Origin of the sequence: Arsenicicoccus sp. UBA2120 (assembly GCF_002330965.1) — a bacterium.
GTDB classification, from domain to species: domain Bacteria; phylum Actinomycetota; class Actinomycetes; order Actinomycetales; family Dermatophilaceae; genus Arsenicicoccus; species Arsenicicoccus bolidensis.
In genome coordinates, this window is the sequence record NZ_DCYC01000045.1 from 399 (window position 1) to 21,918 (window position 21,520).

The 21,520-nt window shown below is 71.2% G+C and carries 21 protein-coding genes; 16 read left to right on the top strand and 5 right to left on the bottom strand.

The genetic code is table 11. The features are described from left to right. Positions 1–148: 148 nt before the first annotated feature. From B2P18_RS06565 to B2P18_RS06580, 4 genes are all read left to right on the top strand, one after another. Positions 149–1,885: an ABC transporter substrate-binding protein gene (locus B2P18_RS06565; RefSeq protein ID WP_154594648.1), complete on the top strand. Its 1,737-nt coding sequence runs from the start codon at positions 149–151 to the stop codon at positions 1,883–1,885. 136 nt (positions 1,886–2,021) lie between these two features. Next, positions 2,022–3,035 (top strand): ABC transporter permease, encoded by a 1,014-nt coding sequence (locus B2P18_RS06570; RefSeq protein WP_286957190.1) that lies wholly within the window; start codon positions 2,022–2,024, stop codon positions 3,033–3,035. 19 nt (positions 3,036–3,054) lie between these two features. Beyond that, entirely contained in the window at positions 3,055–4,209 is a 1,155-nt protein-coding gene (locus B2P18_RS06575) for an ABC transporter ATP-binding protein (RefSeq protein WP_286957195.1), read from the top strand. A gap of 19 nt (positions 4,210–4,228) precedes the next feature. Next, positions 4,229–5,266, top strand: a complete 1,038-nt coding sequence (locus B2P18_RS06580) for an ABC transporter ATP-binding protein (RefSeq protein WP_286957197.1) — start codon at positions 4,229–4,231, stop codon at positions 5,264–5,266. Between the two features lie 243 nt (positions 5,267–5,509). Here the strand turns inward: B2P18_RS06580 and ppk2 are convergent, their stop codons facing one another. Then, entirely contained in the window at positions 5,510–6,400 is an 891-nt protein-coding gene (gene ppk2 / locus B2P18_RS06585; protein ID WP_286957202.1) for a polyphosphate kinase 2, read from the bottom strand. A 163-nt stretch (positions 6,401–6,563) separates the two neighbouring features. On the opposite strand from ppk2, the gene B2P18_RS06590 reads away from it, so the two are divergent. The 6 genes from B2P18_RS06590 (at position 6,564) to B2P18_RS06615 (ending at position 12,741) form a co-directional block, all read left to right on the top strand. Further along, a complete protein-coding gene (locus B2P18_RS06590; protein ID WP_034251328.1) occupies positions 6,564–7,436 on the top strand; it encodes a PIG-L family deacetylase in 873 nt (290 codons plus the stop codon). Continuing rightward, positions 7,429–7,953 (top strand): flavin reductase family protein, encoded by a 525-nt coding sequence (locus B2P18_RS06595; protein WP_029210351.1) that lies wholly within the window; start codon positions 7,429–7,431, stop codon positions 7,951–7,953. The genes B2P18_RS06590 and B2P18_RS06595 overlap by 8 nt, the downstream gene beginning before the upstream one ends. Before the next feature lie 47 nt (positions 7,954–8,000). Then, positions 8,001–9,713 (top strand): VanW family protein, encoded by a 1,713-nt coding sequence (locus tag B2P18_RS06600; protein ID WP_286957219.1) that lies wholly within the window; start codon positions 8,001–8,003, stop codon positions 9,711–9,713. Between the two features lie 138 nt (positions 9,714–9,851). After that, complete coding sequence (gene fdxA / locus B2P18_RS06605) at positions 9,852–10,178, top strand: ferredoxin (protein WP_019286190.1); 327 nt, start codon at positions 9,852–9,854, stop codon at positions 10,176–10,178. 3 nt (positions 10,179–10,181) lie between these two features. After that, positions 10,182–11,318, top strand: coding sequence for a succinyldiaminopimelate transaminase (gene dapC / locus B2P18_RS06610; protein ID WP_286957235.1), 1,137 nt, complete (start codon positions 10,182–10,184; stop codon positions 11,316–11,318). A gap of 118 nt (positions 11,319–11,436) precedes the next feature. Further along, complete coding sequence (locus B2P18_RS06615) at positions 11,437–12,741, top strand: citrate synthase (RefSeq protein ID WP_029210354.1); 1,305 nt, start codon at positions 11,437–11,439, stop codon at positions 12,739–12,741. A gap of 279 nt (positions 12,742–13,020) precedes the next feature. Here the strand turns inward: B2P18_RS06615 and B2P18_RS06620 are convergent, their stop codons facing one another. Then, positions 13,021–13,884, bottom strand: a complete 864-nt coding sequence (locus B2P18_RS06620) for a hypothetical protein (protein WP_286957246.1) — start codon at positions 13,882–13,884, stop codon at positions 13,021–13,023. Beyond that, on the bottom strand, positions 13,871–14,797 hold the full coding sequence (gene dapD / locus B2P18_RS06625; RefSeq protein WP_286957248.1) for a 2,3,4,5-tetrahydropyridine-2,6-dicarboxylate N-succinyltransferase: 927 nt from the start codon (positions 14,795–14,797) through the stop codon (positions 13,871–13,873). The genes B2P18_RS06620 and dapD overlap by 14 nt, the downstream gene beginning before the upstream one ends. A 104-nt stretch (positions 14,798–14,901) precedes the next feature. Between dapD and dapE the strand changes: the two genes are divergently transcribed. From dapE to B2P18_RS06645, 4 genes are all read left to right on the top strand, one after another. Beyond that, a complete protein-coding gene (gene dapE, locus B2P18_RS06630) occupies positions 14,902–15,984 on the top strand; it encodes a succinyl-diaminopimelate desuccinylase (protein WP_286957250.1) in 1,083 nt (360 codons plus the stop codon). 21 nt (positions 15,985–16,005) lie between these two features. Beyond that, positions 16,006–16,761, top strand: a complete 756-nt coding sequence (locus B2P18_RS06635) for a TIGR00730 family Rossman fold protein (protein WP_286957253.1) — start codon at positions 16,006–16,008, stop codon at positions 16,759–16,761. 70 nt (positions 16,762–16,831) lie between these two features. Next, positions 16,832–17,314, top strand: coding sequence for a DivIVA domain-containing protein (locus B2P18_RS06640; protein ID WP_286957255.1), 483 nt, complete (start codon positions 16,832–16,834; stop codon positions 17,312–17,314). After that, the gene (locus B2P18_RS06645; RefSeq protein WP_286957262.1) at positions 17,311–18,543 is read left to right on the top strand and encodes a hypothetical protein; all 1,233 of its coding nucleotides are present in this window, start codon (positions 17,311–17,313) and stop codon (positions 18,541–18,543) included. The genes B2P18_RS06640 and B2P18_RS06645 overlap by 4 nt, the downstream gene beginning before the upstream one ends. Positions 18,544–18,661: 118 nt before the next feature. Here B2P18_RS06645 and B2P18_RS06650 read toward each other — a convergent pair whose 3' ends face one another. After that, positions 18,662–19,501 carry an enoyl-CoA hydratase/isomerase family protein gene (locus B2P18_RS06650; RefSeq protein WP_286957265.1) on the bottom strand — a complete coding sequence of 280 codons (840 nt, stop codon included), beginning with the start codon at positions 19,499–19,501 and terminating at the stop codon, positions 18,662–18,664. A 214-nt stretch (positions 19,502–19,715) separates the two neighbouring features. Here B2P18_RS06650 and B2P18_RS06655 point away from each other — a divergent pair, with 214 nt between their 5' ends. Continuing rightward, complete coding sequence (locus B2P18_RS06655) at positions 19,716–19,883, top strand: DUF3117 domain-containing protein (RefSeq protein WP_019286178.1); 168 nt, start codon at positions 19,716–19,718, stop codon at positions 19,881–19,883. Positions 19,884–20,018: 135 nt separating this feature from the next. On the opposite strand, the gene B2P18_RS06660 is transcribed toward B2P18_RS06655, so the two are convergent. Further along, complete coding sequence (locus B2P18_RS06660) at positions 20,019–20,651, bottom strand: O-methyltransferase (protein WP_019286177.1); 633 nt, start codon at positions 20,649–20,651, stop codon at positions 20,019–20,021. A 140-nt stretch (positions 20,652–20,791) separates the two neighbouring features. On the opposite strand from B2P18_RS06660, the gene sigE reads away from it, so the two are divergent. After that, positions 20,792–21,475 (top strand): RNA polymerase sigma factor SigE, encoded by a 684-nt coding sequence (gene sigE, locus B2P18_RS06665; RefSeq protein WP_286957269.1) that lies wholly within the window; start codon positions 20,792–20,794, stop codon positions 21,473–21,475. Positions 21,476–21,520: the final 45 nt, after the last annotated feature.

The following is a 21,520-nucleotide window of genomic DNA, read 5'->3' on the forward strand; positions in this document are numbered from 1 at the left end:
TTCGCCTTCAACATCCTCGGCGACGGCCTGCGGGACGCCCTCGACCCCAAGGCCGACCGGCAGTGACCGATCCGCTGCCGGCGGGCCGTTCCTCATCGCACCAACCCATCACCGCCCACCCGCGGTGGGCACCTTCAAAGGAGAAGTCATGAAGCGCACGACGAAGGGCTCGCTCGCCGTCGCCCTCGGCACCGCGGCAACCCTGGGCCTCGCGGCCTGCGGTGGCGGAGCCAGCACGACGACGTCGTCCAGCCAGGCCCCGGCCGCCAAGGGCGGGACCCTGACGGTCCTCAACCTCGGGCCCAAGGAGCACCTCGACCCGCAGCGCATGTACGTCGGCGCGGACATCCTGTTCGGCTCGCGCACCTACGCCCGCACCCTGACGACCTACACCCCCGGCAGCGACGCCAAGATGGTGCCGGACCTGGCCACCGACACCGGGCAGATGTCCGACGCGGGCAAGACCTGGAAGTTCACCCTGGTCCAGAACGCCAAGTGGCAGGACGGCAAGCCCGTGACCTGCGAGGACGTCAAGTACGGCGTCTCCCGCACGTTCGCCCAGGATGTCATCACCGGGGGCCCCAACTACGCGCTGACCTTCCTGGACATCCCGACGAAGCAGACCCCGGACGGCGAGGTGCCGGCCTTCAGCGGCCCCTACAAGTCGGACGCCGCCGGTCAGGCCGCGTTCGACAAGGCCGTGACCTGCGAGGGCCAGACCATCACCTTCAAGTTCAAGAAGCCGTGGACCGACTTCAACATGAACAACGCGGCCCTGACGGCGTTCGCGCCCTTCCGCAAGGACAAGGACCAGGGCGCCAAGTCCGACTACCAGGCCTTCTCCAACGGCCCCTACATGCTCGAGGGCACCTACGACCCCAACAAGGGCGGCACCTGGGTGCGCAACCCCAACTGGTCGGCCGACTCGGACAAGGTCCGCATGGCCTACCCCGACAAGATCGTGGACGTGCAGGGCATCCCGGTCGACACGACCTACCAGCGCCTCATCGCGGACGCCGGGGAGGACAAGACGGCCATCTCGGCGCTGCAGGCGCAGGCCGCGTCGCTGCCGCAGATCGCCGGCAACCCGACCGCCAAGTCGCGCTCGATCAACGTGCCGGCCCCCTACGTGGACTACCTTGCGCCCAACTTCAAGTCCAAGACGATGTCCAACCCCAAGATCCGCCAGGCCTTCGCCATGGCCACCAACCGCAGCGCCTACATCACGGCCTACGGCGGCCCGACGGTCATGACCCCGTCCTTCGGCATGTGCAACAAGGAGCTGAAGTGCGCCAAGGACTTCAACCCCTTCGGCAACCAGCCCAACGGTGACGTCGAGGGCGCCAAGAAGCTCCTGCAGGAGGCCGGGGCGCCGTCGCCGCTGCCGATCACCGTCGTCTACCGCAAGCGCGGCAACGCCGACAAGGCGCTGACCGCCCTCAAGGAGACCTGGGACAAGGCCGGCTTCAACGTCACCCTGCAGCCCATCGCCGAGAAGTACTACGCGACGATCCAGGCCCCCGGCATGGTGGACAAGGACGTCTTCTGGGCCGGCTGGGGCGCGGACTGGCCGTCCGGCTCGACCGTCCTGCCGGCGCTGTTCGACGGCCGCGTCAACATCTCGGCCGGCGGCTCCGGCCAGGACTACGGCTACTTCAACGACCCCGAGGTCAACGCCAAGATCGACGAGACCTATGGCATCCAGGACGAGGCGCAGCGCGAGAAGGCCTGGGGCGACGTCGACGAGATGATCGGCAAGAAGGGCGGCTACGTCTCCCTGGTCAACCAGAAGTTCACGTTCATGCGTGGCTCGGGCGTCAAGGGCTTCGAGGTCAACTCCCAGATGGGCGGTTACCCCGACCTGGCCCGGATCGCCGTCAAGTGATCCAGACCGTATGACGCAACGCGGGGTGCGGCGCCACCTGGTCGCCGCACCCCGCCGCGGCATACGGGCTCGTCCGTCTGACCAGCCCACGCTCCCGAGAGGCGGTGAGGGCGCCACGACCTGGCGCTGACGCCCGATGATCTTCTACATCCTGCGACGACTGGCCACAGCCGTCGTCATGCTCCTGATCGTCACCCTGGCGACCTTCCTGGTGTTCTACGCCGCCCCGGAGGACCCGGCCCGGCTCACGTGCGCCAAGAACTGCACGCCCGCCGTCATCGAGGGCAACCGCAAGTTCATGGGCTTCGACAAGCCGGTCATGGCGCAGTACGGCGACTTCCTCAAGGGGATCGCCGTCGGCCGCGACTACCCCGCCGACGAGGAGCTCCGCAAGGCCGCCCCGCAGCTGGCCAGCCACTGCGACGCCCCCTGCCTCGGCTTCTCGGTGCTCAAGAGCAAGTCGGTCACCGACATCCTCAAGGAGACGATGCCCATCACCGTCTCCATCGCCCTCCTCGCGTTCGTGCTGTGGATGGTGGTCGGGATCCTCGGCGGCATCGTCGCCGCGCTCAACAAGGGCAAGCTGCTCGACCGGGCGGTCGTGGGCCTGGCCCTCCTCGGCTACTCGCTGCCGACCTTCTTCATCGGCCTGCTGCTGCTGACCTTCGTCGCCATCAAGTGGCAGGTCGTGCCGCCACCGGTCTACGTGCCGTTCACGCAGAACCCCGCGGCGTGGCTGCAGGGCCTGCTCCTGCCGGCCATCACCCTCGCCAGCATCTTCGCGGCGCAGTACGTCCGCCTCACCCGGGCCTACATGATCGAGACGATGTCCGAGGACTACATCCGCACCGCGCGCGCCAAGGGAGTCAAGCGGCTGCCGATCATCCGCCGCCACGGCCTGCGCGCCGCCCTCACCCCCATCGTGACGGCCGCCGGCCTCGACCTCGGTGGCCTGCTCGGCGGTGCCGTCATCACCGAGACCGTGTTCAACTTCCAGGGCATGGGGTGGACCGCCGTCCGCGCCATCACCGAGACCGACCTGCCCGTCGTCGTCGGGATCGTCCTGGTCGCCGCGTTCTTCATCGTCCTGTCCAACCTCGTCGTCGACGTCCTCTACGGCGTCATCGACCCGCGCGTGCGGCTGACCTGAGGCGAGGAGACCAGCCCAGATGACACCTTCCACCCCGTATGCCGGAGAGCGAACCCCCACCAGCAGCGCGGCCTCCGGACCGCGCGCGGACCGCGCGGACGCCAGCACCGCCGGCGCCCAGGACCGCAGCCCCGCGGGCCGCGGCGCGGCGCCATACCTGCAGGTCACCGATCTCCAGGTGCACTTCCCGACCGAGGACGGTCTCGTCCGCTCGGTCGACGGGCTGACCTTCTCGGTCGACAAGGGCCAGACCCTCGGCATCGTCGGGGAGTCAGGCTCCGGCAAGTCCGTGACCAGCCAGGCCATCCTCGGGCTGCACCGCGGCACCCGGGCCCGGCTGTCCGGCTCGGTGCGCCTCGACGGCCGGGAGCTGCTCGAGCTGCCCGAGTCCCAGCTGCGCGAGCTGCGCGGCAGCACGATGGCGATGATCTTCCAGGACCCGCTGTCGGCGATGCACCCCTACTACACGGTGGGGGCGCAGATCGTCGAGGCGATCCGGGTGCACCACTCCGACGTGTCCAAGAAGGCCGCCAAGGAGCGCACCAAGGAGCTGCTCGCGCGCGTCGGGATCCCCAACCCCGCCAAGCGCGTCGACCAGTACCCGCACGAGTTCTCCGGCGGCATGCGCCAACGCGCGATGATCGCCATGGCCCTCGCCAACGACCCCTCGCTGCTCATCGCGGACGAGCCCACCACGGCGCTCGACGTGACCGTGCAGGCCCAGATCCTCGACCTCATGCGCGACCTGCAGCAGGAGTTCGGGTCGGCCATCATCGTCATCACGCACGACCTCGGGGTCGTCGCCGAGATGGCCGACGAGGTGCTCGTGATGTATGCCGGCAAGGCCGTCGAGCGGGGCCCGGTCGACGACGTGTTCTACGCACCGCAGATGCCCTACACCTGGGGTCTGCTGTCGTCGATGCCGCGTCTCGACCGCGTCCGCCAGACCCGCCTGGACCCGGTCCCCGGCAACCCGCCGTCGCTGATCCGCGTGCCCCCGGGGTGCGCGTTCAACCCGCGCTGCACCTATCGCGAGCACGTCCCGCAGGACCGCTGCGTCACCGAGGTCCCGGACCTGCTGCCCACGCGCCAGCCCGACCACCTCGTCCGCTGCCACATCATGGAGGAGCGGCGACGCGAGCTCTTCGAGACGAACGTCAAGCCGCGGCTGTGACCGGAAGGACCACACCAGCATGAGCACCGCCGTCACCCCGTCCGCCACGCCCGCACCCCACGCCGGCGGCGAGCCCCTGCTGCGGGTCACCGACCTGCAGAAGCACTTCCCTCAGTTCCGCCAGACCCTGGTCAAGCGGGCCGACGCCCCCGTCAAGGCCGTCGACGGCATCACCCTGGAGCTGCGCCAGGGCGAGACCCTCGGCCTGGTGGGGGAGTCCGGCTGCGGCAAGTCCACCGCCGGCCGCACGATGCTCAAGCTCCTCGAGCCGACCGGCGGCCGCATCGAGTTCGACGGCGAGGACATCACCCGCGCCAAGGGCACGCACCTGCGGCGCCTGCGCCGTGAGATGCAGATGGTCTTCCAGGACCCCTACGGCTCCCTCAACCCCCGCCACACGATCGGCTCGATCATCGCGGCGCCCTTCGAGATCCAGGGGATCAAGCCGGAGGGCGGCGTCAAGCGCACCGTCCAGGGCCTGATGGAGCGCGTGGGTCTCAACCCGGAGCACTACAACCGCTACCCGCACGAGTTCTCCGGCGGGCAGCGCCAGCGCATCGGCGTCGCCCGCGCGGTGGCGCTGCGCCCACGCCTCGTCGTCTGCGACGAGCCGGTGTCCGCCCTCGACGTCTCGATCCAGGCCCAGGTCGTCAACCTGCTCGAGGAGATCCAGGACGAGCAGGGGATGGCCTACGTCTTCATCGCGCACGACCTGTCCGTGGTCCGCCACATCTCCGACCGGGTCATCGTGATGTATCTCGGCAAGGTCATGGAGGAGGCCGACCGCGACGAGCTCTACGAGCGGCCGCTGCACCCCTACACGCACGCGCTGCTGTCGGCCGTCCCCGTGCCCGACCCCCGCCACCAGGAGCGCCGCGAGCGGATCCTGCTCAAGGGCGACCTGCCCTCGCCGCAGAACCCGCCCTCGGGCTGCGTGTTCCGCACCCGGTGCCCCAAGGCCGAGGAGCGCTGCGCCGCCGAGGTGCCCCTGCCCGTCGAGGTCGAGCCCGGCCACCGCGTGGCCTGCCACTTCCCGGAGCTGCGCACCGTCGTCTGACGCCCCGTCCCGCCCTGCCGCGCCCCCGGTCTCGCCCTGCCGCGCTCGTCTCAGGCTGCAGGGCGAGACGAGCGCGGCGAGGTGAGACTTGACCTCGGCATCCTCTGTCTGGGCTCCTCGGCGCTCCGGGCCTCGCTCGTACCTCGCTCGGGTCCTCACGCTGTCGTCGCCCAGACGTCAGTCGTCCACGGAACCCATGCCGTGGACTCTGCCTCGCCTGCGGGCCTCGCTCGTGTCCTCGGCTCAGTCGTCCACGGTGTCAATGCCCCGCCGCACGATCAGCGGGTCCGGCTCGAACACCACGTCCGGGTCCTTGCCGTCGTAGTCGAACTTGTTGAGGAAGTAGCGCATCGCGTTGATGCGACCGCGCTTCTTGTCGTTGGACTTGATCGTCGTCCAGGGCGCGTAGTCCGTGTCGGTGGCGGTGAACATCGCCTCCTTGGCCTCGCCGTAGCGGTCCCACTTGTCGAGCGACTCGAGGTCCATCGGCGAGAGCTTCCACTGCCGCACGGGGTCGATCTGGCGGATGGCGAAGCGGGTGCGCTGCTCGCTGCGCGACACCGAGAACCACAGCTTGGTGAGCGAGATCCCGGAGTCGACCAGCATCTTCTCGAACACCGGCGCCTGCTGCATGAACTGGGTGTACTGCTCGTCCGTGGAGAAGCCCATGACCCGCTCGACCCCGGCCCGGTTGTACCAGGAGCGGTCGAACATGACCATCTCCCCGGACGTGGGGAAGTGCTGGACGTAGCGCTGGAAGTACCACTGCCCGAGCTCGGTCTCGGTGGGCTTCACCAGGGCGACGACGCGGGCATACCGAGGGTTGAGGTGCTCGGTGAACCGCTTGATCGTGCCGCCCTTGCCCGCAGCGTCCCGCCCCTCGAACACGACGAGGTGCTTGCTGTCGGTCTGTCGCGTCCACTTCTGGAACTTCAGCAGCTCGACCTGCAGGAGGTACTTCTCGATGTCGTACTGCTCGCGGTCGAGGCGCTCGTCGTAGGGGTAGTCCTCGCGCCAGGTCTCGACGGGGTTGCCCAGGGGGTCGATGAGGTCGGGGTCCGAGCCCTGGTCGTCACGCACGGTGTACCCCTGGTCGTGCAGGGTGGCGAGGTACTCACGGAAGTTCTGCTGCATGGGATCTCCAGCCGGGTGGGGGGTCTGCGGGGAGCATAGGCCGAGGTCGTGAACGAGGTGTGAACTGCGTCGTCCCCGCCCCGGAACCCCTCTCGCCCGGGGCGAGTCCCCGCGGAGCGGTCGTCGCGGCACCGATCCGTGGGGACGAGTAACGTTCTGCGGGATGACCCTGACGCGCTCCCTCGACGACCTGGCCCTGCGGCGGGTCGTTCTCGTGCATGCCCATCCCGACGACGAGACGTTGTGGACCGGGGTGACCACGGCTCACCTGGCGGGTCAGGGGGCCGACGTCCACGTCGTCACGTGCACCCTCGGCGAGGAGGGCGAGGTGATCCCGCCCGGCCTGCGCCACCTCGAGGGCGACGGTCCGGCGCTCGCGGCCCACCGACGCGGCGAGCTGGCCGGCGCCACCCGCGTGCTGGGCGCCACCTCGCACCTGCTCGGGGCGGACGGCTCCCGGGGATCGGCCGACCCTGCCCCACGCTGGCGCGACTCCGGTATGGCGGGAACCCCGGCCGCCGATCACCCCGACGCGTTCGCCACCGCAGGAGGGGCCGCCGTCGACGCCCTGGCCGCCGTGCTGCGCGAGCTGCGTCCCGACGCCGTCATCACCTACGACCCGCACGGCGGGTACGAGCACCCCGACCACGTCGCGGCCCACCGCGCGACCCTGGCGGCGGTGGCGTCCCTCGAGGAGTCGCCCCATGTGCTGCTGGTGGTGGTGCCGCGGTCGTGGGCGATGGAGGACCGGGCCTGGCTGACCGAGCACGTCCACCGCACGGACGTCGTGGTGCCCGGGCGCGACGACGCCTATCCGCCGTCGGTGGTGGCGGACGAGCTGGTCACCCACGTCGTGGTCGACGCCGCGGCTGCCCGCGTCCAGGCCTCCGCGCTGCGGGAGCATCCCACGCAGGTCACGGTGCACGACGGCTACTACGCCCTGTCCAACGACATCGCCGCCCGGCTGGCGGGACGCGAGGCCTTCGTGCTCGTCGACCCGCGGACCGGCGCCCCGACGGGAGGATCCGATGAGTGAGAGCGCGCCGCACGCGCAGGTGCAGACCCAGCCGCCGGACCGGGACGTGTTCCGACGGGCGATGGGGCGGTTCGCGACCGGGGTCTCGGTGTTGACGACCTGCCTGGACGGCGTCGACCACGCGATGACGGCCAACGCGATCACGTCGGTCTCCCTCGACCCGCTGCTCCTGCTGTGCTGCGTCGAGCAGGAGGCGCGCTTCCACGACGTGGTGCTCGAGACGGGCGTCTGGGGCGTCAACGTCCTGCCCGCCGAGTCCCGCTCGCACGCGGCCTGGTTCGCGACGAGGGGGCGACCCGTGCACGGCCAGCTCGACCGCGTGGCGCACCATCGCGGGGCCGAGACGGGGGTCGCGATGTTCGACGACGTGCTCACGGCCGTGGAGTGCCGGACCACCCAGGTGGTGGAGGCGGGCGACCACTCGATCATCATCGGGGCCGTGGTCGGTCTCGAGGTGCCGGCGCACGCCGGCGAGGCCCTGACCTACTACCGTGGCGCGTTTGGTCACCTTTCGTGACGGTGGACCACGTAACGTGTCCCTGACCGTCTGATCCAGGAGTTGTGATGGCTGCTTCCCCCTCCGGGACGAGCCGTTCGGGCACCGCTGTGCTCGTGCGTCTGCTCGTCTCGCTCGCCGTGCTCCTGGGGCTGTATGCCGGCCTCGCGGCGATCCTCACCCGCCAGGCTCCGGCCGGGACCCGCGTGGGTGGGGTGTCGATCGGCGGGATGGACCAGGCCGCGGCCGAGCGCACCCTGACCGACCGCCTGGCGCCGCTGGCCACCAAGCCGGTCACCCTGCGCTCCGGGGATCGGACAGCCACCCTCGACCCACGCGCTGCGGGCCTGTCCGTCGACGTGCCGGGCAGCCTGACCGGGCTCACCCGCTTCTCGCTCGACCCGCGGGACGTCGCCGCGCACCTGACCGGTGGTGGCGACCGGGACGTGGAGGTCGACGTCGACGAGGAGACCCTGGACGCGGCCCTCGGCAAGGCCCGCACCACCCTCGACGTGTCCGCCACGGACGGCGCGCTGTCCATCGCCAAGGGCGCCGTCGAGGCCAAGGACGCCGTCGTCGGTCGCCGCCTCGACGTGGACCGCACCCGCGACCGGTTGCTCGAGCAGTGGCCCCGCACCACCACGACGGACGCCGTGATGCAGGAGCAGCAGCCCGCCATACCCCAGAAGGCCGTCGACCAGGCCGTCTCCACCGTCGCCCGGCCGGTCCTCGCCGGTCCCGTCACCGTCACGGACGGCACCCGCAAGGGCGTGCTGGCCCCCGCGCAGCTGGCGTCGGTCATCGCGTTCGCGCCCAGGGACGGGGCGCTCGCCCCGCAGGTCGACCAGGACAAGCTGGGCCGGCTGCTCGCGGCAGTCGCCCCGGGCATCGAGACGCCGCCCGTCAACGCCACGGTGCGGCTCGTCGACGGCCGGCCCCAGACCGTCCCCGGGCGCAACGGCACCGAGGTGCCCGCCGAGCAGCTGTCCGCGGCCGTGCTCGGCGCCGTCTCGTCGCCCGCCCGCACCGCGACCGTCAAGGCCCAGCCGGTGGAGCCCGGGATCGGCGCCCAGGAGGTGGCGACGTGGGGGATCAAGGAGGTCGTCTCGCGCTACGACGCGGACCTGCCCTACAACCCCAACCGCACCGCCAACATCCGGCTCGCGGCGGGCGCCATCGACGGCACGATCATCAAGCCGGGGGAGACGTTCAGCCTCAACGGCATCGTGGGCGAGCGCACCCCGGCCAAGGGCTACCGCGACGCCCTCATCATCCAGGGCTCGCGCTACGTGCGGGACACGGGCGGCGGCGTCTCCCAGGTGTCCACGTCGGTGCTCAACTCCGCGTTCTTCGCGGGGATGGAGCTGGTCGAGCACCGCGCCCACAGCTTCTACATCACGCACTACCCAGAGGGCCGCGAGGCGACGGTCAGCTGGCCGACGCTGGACAACAAGTGGCGCAACGACAGCCAGCACGCCGTGCTGGTGCACTCCTGGGTCGAGGACGGCGTGCTCAAGTTCGAGCTGTGGAGCACCAAGCGCTACGACGAGGTCAAGTCCCTCAAGAGCCCCCGACGCAAGATCGTCCCGCCCCGCACGATCGAGGACGCCAGCCCGACCTGCCAGTCGCAGGTCCCCGTGCCGGGCTTCGAGGTCACGATCACCCGCCAGATGATCAAGGGCGGCCAGGTCGTCAAGACCGACGGCTTCGTCACCAGCTACGCCCCGCAGGACAAGGTCCGGTGCACCGGACCCGTCAAGGGGCAGCCCAAGCGCACCTGACGCCGGTCGGGCCGACCGCCACCACCTGCTCGGATCGGCCCGTCGGTCCGTCCAGCCGCCAGACACCGTGCCGGTGCACCGCCTGCGACGGCATAGTGTTGTCCTGATACACCCCGCCCCCCCGGAAGGTACTGAGCAATGACCTACGTGATCGCCCAGCCGTGCGTCGACCTCAAGGACAAGGCCTGCATCGAGGAGTGCCCTGTCGACTGCATCTACGAGGGTGAGCGCTCGCTCTACATCCACCCGGACGAGTGCGTGGACTGCGGTGCCTGCGAGCCCGTCTGTCCCGTCGAGGCCATCTACTACGAGGACGACGTCCCCGAGCAGTGGACCGACTACTACAAGGCCAACGTCGAGTTCTTCGATGACCTGGGCAGCCCCGGCGGCGCCGCCAAGATGGGCATGATCAAGAAGGACCACCCGATCATCGCCGCCCTGCCCCCGCAGGCCCAGGACGCCTGACGCGTGGCGCCGCCCAGCCGCGTCGCGCTTCCGGACTTCCCCTGGGACTCCCTCGAGCCCGCCAAGGCGGTCGCGCGGGCGCACCCTGACGGCATCGTCGACCTGTCCGTCGGCACCCCGGTCGACCCCACCCCCGAGGTGGTGCGTCGTGCCCTGGCCGACGCGTCGGACGCCCACGGCTACCCGCAGACCTACGGCACGCCCGCGCTGCGCGAGGCGGTGGCCGGCTGGTTCGAGCGGCGTCGTGGTGTCCCCAGCCTGGACCCCGCCGGCGTGCTGCCGACGGTCGGCTCCAAGGAGCTCGTGGCGTGGCTGCCCCTGCTGCTCGGCCTCGGACCGGGGGATCAGGTCGGCATCCCCGCCGTGGCCTACCCGACCTACGACGTCGGCACGCGGATCGCCCGCGCCGAGCCGGTGGTCGTCGACCTGGCGGGCGACCTGCCGCAGGCAGGCGCCATACGGCTGCTGTGGGTCAACTCGCCCAGCAACCCGACCGGCGCCGTCCACGACGTCGACACGCTCGCGAGGGTCGTCCGGTGGGCACGGGACAACGGCGTGGTCGTCGCGAGCGACGAGTGCTACGCCGAGCTCGTCTGGGACGACGGCGCGCTCGTCGACGGGCTGCCGCGGCCGGGCCACGTGCCCAGCATCCTCGACCCCCGCGTCAACGAGGGCTCGACCGAGGGCCTGCTGGCGTGCTACTCGCTGTCCAAGCAGTCCAACCTCGCGGGCTACCGCGCCGCCCTCGTCGCCGGTGACCCGCGGATCGTCAAGCAGCTGCTGGAGATTCGCAAGCACGCCGGGATGATCGTCCCCTGGCCGGTCCAGGAGGCGATGCGCGTCGCCCTCGGCGACGACGCCCACGTGGCCGAGCAGCGTGCCCGGTATGCCGAACGGCGCGCCGCCCTGCTGCCGGCCCTGCAGGGCGCCGGGCTGCGGGTGGACCACTCCGAGGCCGGGCTCTACCTCTGGTCCACCCGGGACGAGGACTGCTGGACCACCGTCGACGCGCTCGCGCAGCACGGGATCCTCGTCGCACCTGGCGCGTTCTACGGCGCCGCCGGAGAGCGGCACGTCCGCGTCGCCCTCACCGCTCCCGACGAGCGCATCCAGGCCGCCGTCCGACGTCTCAGCCGCTGAGCGTCGCCTCACCTACCGCCGGGTCGGGTCGATCCTGATTCGGGGCGTTCGCCCCACCTGCGGTAGCGTCCAAGCACCGAAGGACCGTGGTGTCCACGGCCCCCCAAGGAGGAAACCCATGACCAGTGATGCCGGCAAGGCCGTCCTGACCGACGGCGGCAAGAGCATCGACCTGCCCATCACGCAGGCCACCGAGGGCAACAGCGGGTATGGCGTCAGCAAGCTGCTGTCCGCGACCGGCAACACGACGCTCGACCCCGGCTTCACCAACACCGCCAGCTGCACCTCGGCGATCACCTACATCGACGGCGACGCCGGCATCCTGCGCTACCGCGGCTACCCGATCGAGCAGCTGGCCGAGAAGTCCAGCTTCCTCGAGGTCGCCTACCTCGTGATCTACGGCGAGCTGCCCACAGGCGAGCAGCTCGAGAGCTTCGAGCGTGGCATCACCCGCCACTCGCTGCTCGACGAGCGCATGCGCGATCTGTTCCGCTGCTTCCCCCGTCGCTCGCACCCCATGCCGGTGCTGTCGGCCGGTGTCATGGCGCTGTCGACCTTCGCCGTCGACACGACCGACCCGCTGGACCCCGAGCAGGTCGAGGGCGCGACCGTCCGGCTGCTGGCCAAGCTGCCGACGCTGGCGGCCTATGCCTACAAGAACTCCGTGGGTCAGCCCTTCCTCTACCCGCAGAACTCCCTCGGCTACGTCGAGAACTTCCTGCGCCTGTCGTTCGGCTACCCGACCGAGGACTACGACATCGACCCGGCCGTCGCCAAGGCCCTCGACGTCCTGCTGATCCTGCACGCCGACCACGAGCAGAACTGCTCCACCTCGACGGTCCGCCTCGTCGGCTCGGCGCAGACCAACATCTACGGCTCCATCTCGGCCGGCATCAACGCCCTGGCGGGCCCGCTGCACGGCGGCGCCAACCAGGCCGTCCTCGAGATGCTCGGCAAGATCCGCGACGAGGACGGCGGCGACGTCAACCGCTTCGTCAAGGACGTCAAGGAGAAGAAGTCCGGCGTCAAGCTGATGGGCTTCGGCCACCGCGTCTACAAGAACTACGACCCGCGCGCCGCCATCATCAAGAAGCACGCCGACGAGATCCTCAAGTCGTCCGGCCGCCAGAACGAGCTGCTCGACATCGCGCTCGCCCTCGAGGAGGTCGCCCTCACGGACGACTACTTCAAGGAGCGCAAGCTCTACCCGAACGTCGACTTCTACACCGGCCTGATCTACGAGGCCATGGGCTTCCCGGTCAACTACTTCACGGTGCTGTTCGCGCTCGGCCGGCTCCCCGGCTGGATCGCCCAGTGGCGCGAGATGATCACCGACCCCGCCACCAAGATCGGCCGCCCGCGTCAGGTCTACGTCGGCGAGACGGAGCGCACCTACCCCGGCTACGTGGCTCCGGAGGCCTGAGCCGCACGAAGCACGAAGCACGAGCACGAAGCACCAAGGACCAAGCACGACGAGGGGCCGCTCATCCGCACGGGTGAGCGGCCCCTCGGCCGTCCCCGCCCCTCGCCGTCCCGCCCCCTGACCGCCCTGCCCGCCTCTCGCCGTCCGCTCCGCGTGCCCTGCCCTCCTGCCCGCCATTGGTCACCAATGGACGATTCCGGGGGAGTTTGATCGATCCACAACGTCAGCGGTGTCCAATGGCGCCGCGCCAGCAGGGGGCAGGACGGGTCAGGGCCAGGGTCAGCGGATCGTGACGGCCGTGGCGGCGACGGGCGAGCGGGCGGCCCGCCAGGACCAACCCTCCTCGCCACGCGCCCGCCTCCACTCCCGGTCGCCCACCGTGACGGACGACAGCCCGTGCCGCTGCGCGTGCGCCACGGCCCAGTGCCCGACCATCCACGCCTGCTCCGCCGTCGAGCCCCTCACCTCGACGTGGTCGCCGCTGACGACGCCTCGCACGGCGAGCTGCTTCTCGAGGTCCCGGGCGACGACGACCGGGCCGGCCCGTCGGTCTCCGGATGCGAGCGGCTCCAGGCGACAGCCGAGTCCGCCAGGGGTGTGACCGGCCAGCGTCGAGGCCAGCGCACGCCCCTCGTCCTCGTGGTCGGCATAGGCCTCGGGATAGCCCGACCGCTGCACGCGCTGGGCGATCTTGGTGATCTCCATGGTCTGCCAGCCGTCGACCTTGACCAACGCGTCGTAGAACTGATTGGTGGCGTAGACGGGGTCCATGATCTGCTCCACGGTGCCCCAGCCCTGCGAGGGTCGCTGCTGGAACAGGCCGACCGAGTCGCGGTCGCCGTAGTCGATGTTCTCGAGCTTGGACTCCTGGATGGCGGTGGCCAGCGCGATGGTGGCGGCGCGGGCGGGCAGCCCGCGCCGCGTGCCGATCCCGGTGATCGTGGCGGCGTTGGCCGTCTGGTCCGGGTTGAAGGTCGCGGTGTAGGTCGAGGCGACCGCCCGGCACGTGGACGAGCCGAAGCCCTCGTTGAAGTCACGCACGGTGTGCCAGACGTAGCCGAGACCGGCGAGCACCAGCGCCACGACCACCGCGACGACGACGAGCCGGTGGGTGCGGCGCCGCTCGGCCCTAGTCGTTGGCATGCAGCTCGGAGTTGAGGGCGATGCCGTGGCCGTCGCGAGCCTTGGCGAGGACCGTGCCCGTCACCGAGTCCCGGATGAACAGCAGGTTGGACTGGCCGGACAGCTCGGCCGCCTTGACGACCCGGCCGTCGGCGAGCGTGACCTTGGTGCCGGCGGTGACGTAGAGCCCCGCCTCGACGACGCAGTCGTCGCCGAGGGCGATGCCGATGCCGGACTCCGCGCCGAGCAGGCAGCGCTCGCCGATGGCGACGCGCTCGGTGCCGCCCCCCGACAGGGTGCCCATCGTGGAGGCGCCGCCGCCGATGTCGGATCCGTCGCCCACGACGACGCCCTGCGAGATCCGGCCCTCGACCATGGAGGAGCCGAGCGTGCCGGCGTTGAAGTTGACGAAGCCCTCGTGCATCACGGTGGTCCCGGACGCGAGGTGGGCGCCGAGCCGCACCCGGTCCGCGTCGGCGACGCGCACGCCGGTGGGCAGGACGTAGTCCGTCATACGGGGGAACTTGTCCACGCCGTGCACCTGCACCGGACCGCGAGCACGCAGCGCGAGCCGGACGTTCTCGAAGCCCTCGGGCGAGCACGGGCCGTGGTTGGTCCACACGACGTTGGCGAGCGCGCCGAACAGGCCGTCCAGGTTGATCGAGTTGGGGCGGACGAGCCGGTGCGAGAGCAGGTGCAGGCGCAGGTAGGCGTCGCGCGCGTCGGCGGGTGACGCGTCCAGGTCGATCTCGGTCAGGACGGCCTCGAGGGTGACGCCCCGCGCCTCGTCCTCGCCCGCGAGGTCCACGAGCGCCGCGGGCAGGTCGGAGCCGTCATGGTCCCCGAGCACGGGGGAGGGGTACCACGTGTCGAGCACCGTCCCGGAGGTCGTGATGGTCGCGAGTCCATGGCCCCAGGCCGTGCGAGAAGTCATGCCTTCCAGGCTATCGGTCGGTGCTGGGCACGCGGTGGAGCGACGCTCGGGAGCACCTGTGAGAGCGCGGGATCGGGGCACGGCGCTCGGCATACATTGTCCGTATGACGACCCCAGCGCACCTCGACCTGTCGGCATCGGCGGTGGACCTCACCGAGGCCGTCTGCAACATCGCCTCGGTGAGCCACGAGGAGGAGGTGCTGGCGGACGCCGTCGAGGCGGCGCTGCGGCCGCTCGCCCACCTGAGCGTGCGCCGCGACGGGCACACGATCGTCGCCCGCACCGACCTCGGCCGCCCCGAGCGGGTGGTCCTGGCGGGGCACCTGGACACCGTCCCGCTCGCGGGTCAGGGCCCGGCGGCCTCGCTGCCCATCACCCGCACCGCCACCGAGCTGGTCGGGCGCGGCACCACCGACATGAAGGGCGGGGTCGCCGTCATGCTGGCGCTGGCGGCCACCGTCGTGGAGCCGAGCCGGGACATCACCTACGTGTTCTACGACTGCGAGGAGGTCGAGGCCGAGCACAACGGTCTCGCGCGCCTGGTCCGCAACGACCCCAGCGTCCTCGAGGCGGACTTCGCGGTGCTGCTGGAGCCCACCGACGGCACGGTCGAGGGGGGCTGCAAGGGCACCATCCGGATCGAGGTGACGGCCCGAGGCAAGGCCGCCCACAGCGGACGACCGTGGATGGGGCACAACGCGATCCACGAGGCGGGCACGATCATCGACCGGCTGCGGGAGTTCGACGCGCAGACCGTGGTCGTGGACGGGCTGGCGTTCCGCGAGGGCCTGTCGGCGGTCGGCATCCGAGGCGGGCGCGCCGGCAACGTCGTGCCGGACGAGTGCGTCGTCACGATCAACTACCGGTTCGCGCCGCACATCGACGCGATCGAGGCCGAGCGGCGCATGCGCGAGCTCTTCGCGGGCTACCACGTCGTGATGACCGACGCCGCCGACGGGGCGCGCCCCGGGCTGGACCGAGCGGCGGCCCAGGCCTTCGTGGCCGCGCTGGGGCTGCCGGTGCAGGGCAAGCAGGGCTGGACCGACGTGGCCCGGTTCAGCGCCGTGGGGGTGCCCGCCGTCAACTTCGGACCCGGCGACCCGCTCGTCGCGCACCAGGACGAGGAACGCTGCGCGATCGACCAGATCGAGCAGGCCTACGACCGGCTGCTCGCCTGGCTGACCTGATCGCGCGGGTAGGTTGGCCGCATGAAGGACGCTCGAGGGGACTACCACAAGGGCCCGGTGACGCTGCGCGGCAAGCGCGTCCCGGGCTCCACGACCGACCAGCGGCTGCTCGACAACAGCGGCGACGCCGAGTGGGTGCACTCGGACCCGTGGCGCGTGATGCGGATCCAGGCGGAGTTCGTCGAGGGGTTCGGCGCGCTGGCCGAGCTGGGTGACGCCGTCAGCGTGTTCGGGTCGGCGCGGGTGCCGCGCGAGCACCCGACCTACGAGCTCGGCGTGCAGCTCGGGCAGGCGCTGGTGCAGGCGGGCTTCGCCGTCATCACGGGCGGCGGCCCCGGGCTGATGGAGGCCGCCAACCGCGGGGCGCTCGAGGCCGGCGGCGCGTCGGTCGGGCTGGGCATCGAGCTGCCGTTCGAGCAGGGCCTCAACGAGTACGTCGACCTCGGCGTCAACTTCCGCTACTTCTTCGCCCGCAAGACCATGTTCGTCAAGTACGCCCAGGGCTTCGTCGTCCTCCCCGGCGGGTTCGGCACGCTGGACGAGCTGTTCGAGGCGGTGACCCTCGTCCAGACGCGCAAGGTGACGTCCTTCCCGATCGTGCTGCTCGGCTGCGACTACTGGGCCGGGCTGCTCGACTGGGCCCGCGGCTCGATGCTCCCGGCGGGCACCGTGAGCGTCTCCGACCTCGAGCTCCTGCACGTGGTGGACACCGTCGAGGAGGCCGTCCGGATTGTCCGCGGCTCGGGGGAGGACCAGGCGGCCCGCCGCCCCGAGTGACCTCCTCGCGGCCGCGCTGCCCCGGGCGCGGGGATGGCTTCCCCCCGGTGCCCGTGGCACGATCGGGGGCGTGCCGTTGCTGATGATCGTCCTGACCGTGCTCGTGGTGGGCCTGCTGACCGCGGCCCTCGTGTGGGCCGTCGGGGCGCGCCCGGGGTCGCTGTCCGACCAGGCGCTCGCCGACCCGACGTCGAGCTCGCCGTATGCCGGCTTGCCCGACGGGCCCGTGGTCACCGACACGGTGCGGGACCTGCGCTTCGACCAGGTGCTGCGCGGCTATCGCATGGACCAGGTCGACGAGGTGATGGACCGCCTCGTCGACGAGCTGCGGCAGCGCGACCACGAGATCGAGCGGCTGCGGGGCGAGGGTGGCGACGGCGTCCGCAGCGGATCCGTCGGGTTGAGGGGCCTGGACCCCGCCACCCACCCCGACGTGACGACCGGGCCGCTCGACGTGTCCGAGATCGTGCGCGCCCCCGCCGGCGCGAGCCTGTGGACCCGGCGTGATCCCGACGCCACCCGTCCTGCCCGCGAGCCCGACCGGTCGTCGTGACGGCGGGCGCCACGGTCGGCACCCGGACCCACGTCGCCGGGCCCCTGGGCGGGGTCGGGCGATGGCGGACGCCCCGGTTGCTGCTGGTGACGCTGCTGACCTATGCCGCGACGCGCCTCGTGTCCGGCATCCTCATCGCCCGAGCCGCCCGCCACCAGGTGCCGATCGGCTGGACCGGCGACCCCGTCGACTACTGGGGCATGACCCTCATGTGGGACGGCACGTGGTACCGCCGGATCGCGGAGACCGGCTATCCCGTGCCGATCCCCGTCGACGCGGCTGGGGTCACGCAGCAGAACGAGTGGGCGTTCTACCCCCTCTTCCCCGGCCTGGCCCGGGGCCTCATGGCCGTCACCGGTCTCGAGTTCCGGTATGCCGGGGCGATCGTCGCCACCGTCCTCGGCGCCGCAGCCGCGATGCTCCTCGTGGTGCTGCTGCGGCGGCACGTCTCCGACGGCGTGGCCGTCCTCGCGGTGGCGGCGTGGGCCACCTACGTCGCGAGCCCGGTGCTGCAGATCGCCTACACCGAGTCGCTCGCCATGCTGCTGCTCGTCGCGTTCCTCCTGATGCTCGAGCAGCAGCGCTGGTGGGGCGCGGTCGCCGTGGCCCTGCTCATCGGCCTGTCGCGCCCCATCGCCGTCCCCCTCGGCCTGGTCGCGCTGGTCGCCGTGGTCCTGCGGTGGCGGCGCCGCGCGGAGCGCCCGATCGGGCGGGGGGAGTGGGCCGGGATGCTCGCGACCCTGGCCGGGTGCGGGGTGGCGGGCTTCGTCTGGCCCGCGATCGTGTGGTGGGCCACCGGGCAGCCGGACGGCTACACCGACACCATGGCCTCCTGGCGCGCCGGGCACGAGATCACGCCGTTCGTGCCGTGGTGGACCAACGCCGAATACTTCTTCGAGGACAAGGCCCTCGTCGTCCTCGTGGCCTACACCGTGGTCCTGCTGCTGCTGGCGCTGGGTCCGTGGGCCCGGCCGCTCGGCTGGGTGATGCGCAGCTGGATGCTGGCCTACCCGCTCTACCTCTTCGCCGTGCAGGACCCGGGGACGAGCCTCTACCGCTACCTGCTGCTGCTGTTCCCCGCTGCCCTCATCGGGGTGGGGGCCACGCGCCGGATGACGGCGGGCACCGTGGTGCGGGCAGCCGCCCTCGTGGGCCTGGGCGTCGCGCTGCAGGTGTGGTGGACCCAGGAGGTCCTGGTGCTCCACCTGCCCGCCTCCTGGCCCCCGTGACCTGCTCCCGCCGCGCGCTCTGACGCCGTTCCTCGCCCGCTATTGGTCGCCAATGACGTATTTGAACCTTCACAAGGTGCCCGGAGACGTCATTGGTGACTAATGGCGCCAGGCGCGGTCAGCGGCCCTCGAAGATCGGCTTCTGCTTGGCGAGGAAGGCGTCGACCGCCGCGGCGTGGTCGGCGCTGCCGCCGGTGCGGTTCATCAGCTCCCCCTCGTGAGCGAGCGACTCGGCGAAGGAGTGCTGGGCCGAGTGGTGCACGGCCTCCCTGACGGCGGCGTACGCCAGGGTCGGGCCCTTCGCCATACGACGGGCCAGGTCCATCGCGGGGACCATCACGTCGCCCTCGACCACCTCGTTGACCAGGCCCAGATCCTTGGCCTCGGCCGCCTTGATGGTCCGCGGAAACATCAGGAGCTCCTTGGCCCGCGCCGTGCCGACCAGGCGTGGCAGGGTCCAGGACGCCCCGGTGTCGCAGGAGAGCGCGATCCCGGTGAACGCGAAGTTGTAGACGCCACCCTCCGCCAGGAAGCGGTAGTCCGCGGCGAAGGTGAACGAGGCGCCCGCCCCCGCGGCGACGCCGTTGACCGCGGCGATCACCGGCTTGGGCATGGTGGCGATCAGCGTCACCGCCGGGTTGTAGTGCTGCTCGACGGTGTCCCACAGCGACGGGTCCTGGCGCTGGAGCAGCTCGACGTGCGACTTGAGGTCCTGGCCGACGCAGAAGGCCCGGCCGGACCCCGTGAGCACGACGCAGCGCACCTCGGGGTCGTCGGCGACCTGCCGCAGAGCCGCGAGGAAGGCCTCCTTGGTGGGGAGGTCGAGGGAGTTCATCGCGTCGGGGCGGTTGAAGGTCACCACGCCCACGCCGTCCTCGACGGTCACGAGCACGGGAGCCTCGGACGTGTGGGCGGTCCGTGCAGGCTGGGCGGGCTGGGGCGCGGTCGTGTCGGTCACGAGCTCTCCTCGGGAGGTGGGTCTGCGGCGGTGCAGGGCTGCGGCCCAATCTAGCGACCGGCCGTCCAGGCGCCAGAGCGACAAGAAGTGACGTCCGGCACCTGTGGATGAGATTAGGAACCACGGGCCAAGACTTGCGATAATGAGTCCAGGTCTGTGACCCCGGTTCCTCGTCCGTGGGGTGGGGTCGCACTGATAAGGGAAGAGGAAGCGCATGGCGGCGATGAAGCCCAGGACCGGAGACGGTCCCCTCGAGGTGACCAAGGAGGGGCGCGGCATCGTCCTGCGCATGCCCTTGGAGGGTGGCGGACGCCTCGTGGTGGAGATGACTCCCGACGAGATCGCAGCACTCGGCGAGGCCATCAAGACGGTGACCGGCTGACCGGCTGAGAGACCGACGAGCACTGCTCGTATGACGGAAGGCGCCCAACCCCTGCTCGGGGTGGGCGCCTTCCGGCTGTCCGACGTCAGCGTTGGTGAGGGCTGGCGCGGGCTGGACAGTCAGCTCGTCAGCTCGTCAGCGCTTGACGGCGGCGAAGAGGCCGTCGCCGGCTGCCAGCATCGCCGGCACCAGGTCGTCCCGCTCGCGCAGCTCCTTGCCGAGGTCGCGCAGGAGCGCGGTGCGCTCGTCGCGCGACGCCGGGTCGGCGACCCGGTCGTGCCACAGCATATTGTCCATCGCCAGCACCCCTCCGCTGCGCAGCAGCCGCATCGCCTGGTCGACGTAGGCGGGGTACTCGCTCTTGTCGCCGTCCACCACGACCATGTCGTAGGCGCCGTCCGCGAGGCGCGGGAGCACGTCCAGCGCCCGCCCGGCGATGATCCGCGTGCGCTGGTGCGGGATGCGGGCCTCGGCGAAGGCCTCGCGCGCCACGCGCTGGTTGGCGGGCTCGACGTCGATGGTCGTGAGGATGCCGTCGGGCGCCATACCCTGCAGGAGCCACAGGCCGGACACGCCAGCACCGGTCCCGATCTCGACGACCGCGCGCGCCCGCACGCTGGCGGCGAGGAGGCGCAGTGCGGCCGCCGCGCCGGGCAGCACGGGGGTGCAGCCGAGCTGCTGACCGCGCTCGCGGGCCCGCTCCGCCACCGGGTCCTCCGTGACGAACTCCTCGGCGTAGGCCCAGCTGGCGGGCTTCTGTGTGCTCATGCCGAGAAGTCTACCGAGGGCCCGCGGCCGTGCTCACGGGGCTCCAAGCAATCTCCCAGACACCGCCCAGCACTGTGGTCGACCATGGAGGGGCAGATCTTGTGCCACCGAACGCCGACGCTCCTCCCGAGAGGCAGCAGATGACCATCCAAGTCGCCCACGAACCGTCCCACGTCGTTCCCAGCGCCCCGGTCGGCTCGACCACCCTCCCCGAGGGTGCCGTCGCCACCGCGGAGGCCTGGGTGCCCCCGTCGTGGGACGAGGTCGTGCGCGAGCATTCGGCCCGGGTCTACCGACTGGCCTACCGCCTCACCGGCAACCAGCACGACGCCGAGGACCTCACGCACGACGTGTTCGTGCGCGTCTTCCGTTCGCTGGACCGCTACCAGCCGGGCACCTTCGAGGGCTGGCTGCACCGCATCACCACCAACGTCTTCCTCGACCGGATGCGACGCAAGCAGCGCATCCGCTTCGACGCCCTGTCCGACGAGGGGGCCGCGCGTCTCCCGAGCCGGGAAATCGGGCCGGAGCAGGCGTACGCCGACGGCACCTTCGACGACGACGTGCAACGCGCCCTGGACGCGCTCAAGCCCGAGTTCCGCGCCGCGGTCGTGCTGTGCGACATCGAGGGCCTGACCTATGACGAGATCGCCGACGCGCTGGGCATCAAGCTCGGCACCGTGCGGTCCCGCATCCACCGCGGCCGCGCCCAGCTGCGCAGCGCCCTGGCCCACCGCGACCCCGCGCTGCGCCCGCAGCCGGCCGCCCCGGTGTCCCGCCCGGCTGCGCTGCGGCCGCGCCGGCTGGGCATCGTCGGCGCCTGACCCCGTGCTCACCGCTTGGACGCCTGGAGTTCACCCCCGCGGGGT

What these genes read in the sequence shown, in the direction of transcription:
- B2P18_RS06565 (WP_154594648.1), top strand. Translation starts at nt 149, where the DNA reads ATGAAGCGCACGACGAAGGGCTCGCTCGCCGTCGCCCTCGGCACCGCG.
- B2P18_RS06570 (WP_286957190.1), top strand. Translation starts at nt 2,022, where the DNA reads ATGATCTTCTACATCCTGCGACGACTGGCCACAGCCGTCGTCATGCTC.
- B2P18_RS06575 (WP_286957195.1), top strand. Translation starts at nt 3,055, where the DNA reads ATGACACCTTCCACCCCGTATGCCGGAGAGCGAACCCCCACCAGCAGC.
- B2P18_RS06580 (WP_286957197.1), top strand. Translation starts at nt 4,229, where the DNA reads ATGAGCACCGCCGTCACCCCGTCCGCCACGCCCGCACCCCACGCCGGC.
- ppk2 (WP_286957202.1), bottom strand. Translation starts at nt 6,400, where the DNA reads ATGCAGCAGAACTTCCGTGAGTACCTCGCCACCCTGCACGACCAGGGG.
- B2P18_RS06590 (WP_034251328.1), top strand. Translation starts at nt 6,564, where the DNA reads ATGACCCTGACGCGCTCCCTCGACGACCTGGCCCTGCGGCGGGTCGTT.
- B2P18_RS06595 (WP_029210351.1), top strand. Translation starts at nt 7,429, where the DNA reads ATGAGTGAGAGCGCGCCGCACGCGCAGGTGCAGACCCAGCCGCCGGAC.
- B2P18_RS06600 (WP_286957219.1), top strand. Translation starts at nt 8,001, where the DNA reads ATGGCTGCTTCCCCCTCCGGGACGAGCCGTTCGGGCACCGCTGTGCTC.
- fdxA (WP_019286190.1), top strand. Translation starts at nt 9,852, where the DNA reads ATGACCTACGTGATCGCCCAGCCGTGCGTCGACCTCAAGGACAAGGCC.
- B2P18_RS06615 (WP_029210354.1), top strand. Translation starts at nt 11,437, where the DNA reads ATGACCAGTGATGCCGGCAAGGCCGTCCTGACCGACGGCGGCAAGAGC.
- B2P18_RS06620 (WP_286957246.1), bottom strand. Translation starts at nt 13,884, where the DNA reads ATGCCAACGACTAGGGCCGAGCGGCGCCGCACCCACCGGCTCGTCGTC.
- dapD (WP_286957248.1), bottom strand. Translation starts at nt 14,797, where the DNA reads ATGACTTCTCGCACGGCCTGGGGCCATGGACTCGCGACCATCACGACC.
- dapE (WP_286957250.1), top strand. Translation starts at nt 14,902, where the DNA reads ATGACGACCCCAGCGCACCTCGACCTGTCGGCATCGGCGGTGGACCTC.
- B2P18_RS06635 (WP_286957253.1), top strand. Translation starts at nt 16,006, where the DNA reads ATGAAGGACGCTCGAGGGGACTACCACAAGGGCCCGGTGACGCTGCGC.
- B2P18_RS06655 (WP_019286178.1), top strand. Translation starts at nt 19,716, where the DNA reads ATGGCGGCGATGAAGCCCAGGACCGGAGACGGTCCCCTCGAGGTGACC.
- B2P18_RS06660 (WP_019286177.1), bottom strand. Translation starts at nt 20,651, where the DNA reads ATGAGCACACAGAAGCCCGCCAGCTGGGCCTACGCCGAGGAGTTCGTC.
- sigE (WP_286957269.1), top strand. Translation starts at nt 20,792, where the DNA reads ATGACCATCCAAGTCGCCCACGAACCGTCCCACGTCGTTCCCAGCGCC.